Source organism: Brevundimonas abyssalis TAR-001, assembly GCF_000466985.1.
Classification (GTDB): Bacteria; Pseudomonadota; Alphaproteobacteria; order Caulobacterales; family Caulobacteraceae; genus Brevundimonas; species Brevundimonas abyssalis.
Genome location: NZ_BATC01000107.1, coordinates 1 through 2,923 on the forward strand (window position 1 = coordinate 1; position 2,923 = coordinate 2,923).

Below are 2,923 nucleotides of genomic sequence, written 5' to 3' on the forward strand. Positions count from 1 at the left end.
CCCAAATCACTGGGTCCCCGCGTTCGCGGGGATGAGCGGGATTCAGGGCAGCCAAGGGCTCTCGCAAAGGCGTCTGAACGCAATTGAGGCCGCCGGATTGCGCCGGCGGCCTCGCATTGTCTGACCGCTGAGCGGCCGATCAGATCCTTGCCTGAAAGGTCAGGCGCGGGCCTCGCAAGAGGTCCGGGTTCCGATCTCCGCTCGCGTCGAGTGACAATGAGACACCGGATCACCTCCTTTCAGCTGTTGTACCAGGACTCACGAGGTTAGAAGCGAACGGCGACTTCGCAAGGGCTTCTTCCGCATGGTGACTGTTTCGTGATCGACACCCCCGCCTGGGACCCCGACCAGTATCAGCGTTTCCGCGCCCAGCGGGATCGGGCCGCGCTGGACCTGCTCAGCCGACTGCCGGACATGGACCCGCATGAGATCTGGGACCTGGGCTGCGGCACGGGGGAGCATGCGGCGATGATGAAGCGGCGCTGGCCTGAAGCGTCGGTGCACGGGCTGGATTCCAGCGCCGAAATGCTGGCGCGGGCGCGGGCCTTGCCGGATGAGGTGGACTGGATACAGGGCGACGCGGGGGCGTGGGCGCCGGAGCGGCCCGCGGACCTGATCCTGGCCAACGCCTCGCTGCAGTGGCTGCCCGACCATGGGGCGCTGTTCGGGCGGATTGCGGATCAGCTGGCGCCAGGCGGGGTGTTCGCCTGCCAGATGCCCATGGCCTTCGAGACGCGGCACCACACCATCATGCGCGAGACGGCGGCGGAGGGGCCGTGGGCCGGGGCGCTGGAGGGCGTGGACACCATCGCGCCGCTGCTGACGCCCGAGGGCTATTACGACGCGCTGGCGGGGGTCTGTTCGGACATCGACATCTGGGCGACGACCTATCTGCAGGTGCTGGACGGGGAGGACGCGGTGCTGGAGTGGATGAAGGGCACGGCGCTCAGGCCGTATCTGACGGCGCTTTCCGGCGCGCTGCAGGACGCTTTTGTTTCGGCGCTTTCGGGGCGGCTTTCGTCGGCTTTCCCGCGGCGGACGGACGGGACGACCCTGATGCCTTTTCCGAGGCTGTTCCTGATCGCCGCTCGCTGAGCGCGGCCTTGAGGGCGCGGCGCAGGCGCAGGTGGGTGACGGGGCCCTTGAGCTCCGCCAGGGCGGCGGTGGCGGCGGTCCAGCCGGCCTTGACCGCGGGCTCGAAGGCTTTCCAGTCGCGGATCTCGACGCCGCCCAGTTCGGGCATGACCAGCAGGTCGGTGGCGGCGCGGGACTCGGCCAGGTCGGCGGCGCTGGTGATGGTGGCCGAACGCATCAGGATGGAGACGATGGGCGGGCCCTGGCGCCAGTCGCCGGAGATGATCCAGCGCCACCAGGTCTTGGGATTCTCCACCACGCTGGGATCGACGGTGTGGGTGCGCGAGACGTCCACGGCGACCACGGGGCCGGGCTGCAGGCCGCGCATGACGTCGGCGGGCAGGTTGCGCAGCACCGCGCCGTCCACCAGCACCTGGCCGTCGATCACCGCGGGCGGCAGGACGCCGGGCAGGGAGATGGAGGCGCGCAGGGCCTGTCTCAGCATGCCGCGCCGGTGGACCACATAGCTGTTGGCCGTCAGGTTGGACGAGCCGCAGAAGAAGGGCAGGGGCAGGTCGGCGATGTCCACGTCGCCATAGGCGTCGATCAATAGTTGATTAACCTTACGCCCATGGGTCATGGCGACGATGGGGAAGGCGATGTCGGTCAGGGGGCTGTTGACCACGAAAGCCTTGCGGATGCGGTGCTCCAGCTCCTGCTGACTCCAGCCCAGGGCCACGCCGGCGCCGATCACGGCGCCCATGGACGAGCCGCCCACGAAGTCGAACGGCACCCCCGCCTCGCGCAGGGCGGCGATGGCCCCCAGATGGGCGTAGGCGCGGGCGCCGCCGCCGGACAGGACCAGGCCGACGCAGGTGGCGGTGAGGGTGCGGGCGATGCGGGCCTCGTCGTCGGCCAGGCCTTCGCGCACATGGAACCAGCGGGCCGGGTCGACGGCCTTGAGCCAGCGGGCGGTGTCGCGGGGCGGCGGACCGGCGGCGGGGCGCAGCAGGATCAGGTCGGTGAGCTGATGCTCCTCCAGCGAGCCGCTGCGCTGGACCGGCGGCATGCGGGCGGGGCCGTCCAGATCGCCGACGACGAACAGGCGGTCCACCTGACGGGCGCACAGCCCGGCCCAGGCGGCCTCGTCCTGCTCGGCGCAATAGAGGACGAAGTCGTGGGTCTGCTCGATCAGGGACAGCCATTCGGCGGCGGAGTTGAGGGCCGAGGAGTCGATGACGCGGGCGGTGAAGCCCAGATGGCCGATCTGGTCGCGGACCCGCTCGACGAACTCGCGGATGGGCTTTTCGCGGGCCGAGACGAAGCCGAACACGCTGGGGTCGGCGGCGCGCTGGGAGGTCTCGCGCGAGCGGCGCACCATCAGGCTGGCCAGCTCGACCATCACGTCGGGATGGGCGCGGGCGGCGTCGAGGAAGGCCTCGCGGGGCAGGGCCAGGATCTCGCTGTCGCGCAGGGCGACGGCGGTGGCGGTGTGGGGGGTGCCGGCGATCAGGGACATCTCGCCCGCCGTTCGCCGGGCCGGATGACGCCGAGGAACTGGGGCTCGGGGTTATCTTCCTTCTGGCGGAAAACCCCGAGGCGGCCGGAGCGAACCAGATAGAGAGTGTCGGCGGGCTGGCCAGCGGTGAACAGGCGCTCGCCCCCGGTCAGGGCGAACCAGCTGGCCCGCGTCTCGCCCTCGGCGGCGAAGATGTGGGCCAGGGCCGCTTCCAGACTGGCGTCGCGGGGCGTGTTCATGACGGGCCAGACTAGGGGGATTCTGTTGCGGTTTCGGTAACGTCGCGCGTTCTCCTCCCCCAAAGCGAAGCGCATGGGGGAGGGGGACCGC

2 protein-coding genes and 1 pseudogene are annotated in these 2,923 nt (G+C 70.3%); 1 reads left to right on the forward strand and 2 read right to left on the reverse strand.

Annotated elements, in window-relative coordinates:
* Positions 1-318 precede the first annotated feature (318 nt).
* Positions 319-1,095 (forward strand): methyltransferase domain-containing protein, encoded by a 777-nt coding sequence (locus tag MBEBAB_RS14655; protein ID WP_242397192.1) that lies wholly within the window; start codon positions 319-321, stop codon positions 1,093-1,095.
* Positions 1,096-1,522: 427 nt separating this feature from the next.
* Here the strand turns inward: MBEBAB_RS14655 and MBEBAB_RS18475 are convergent.
* Both MBEBAB_RS18475 and MBEBAB_RS18750 read right to left on the reverse strand, forming a co-directional pair.
* Positions 1,523-2,593, reverse strand: a pseudogene (locus tag MBEBAB_RS18475) (patatin-like phospholipase family protein); the annotation flags it as partial.
* The gene (locus MBEBAB_RS18750) at positions 2,584-2,832 is read right to left on the reverse strand and encodes a cyclic nucleotide-binding domain-containing protein (protein WP_373852959.1); all 249 of its coding nucleotides are present in this window, start codon (positions 2,830-2,832) and stop codon (positions 2,584-2,586) included. The pseudogene MBEBAB_RS18475 and the gene MBEBAB_RS18750, both read right to left, overlap by 10 nt.
* Positions 2,833-2,923 lie beyond the last annotated feature (91 nt).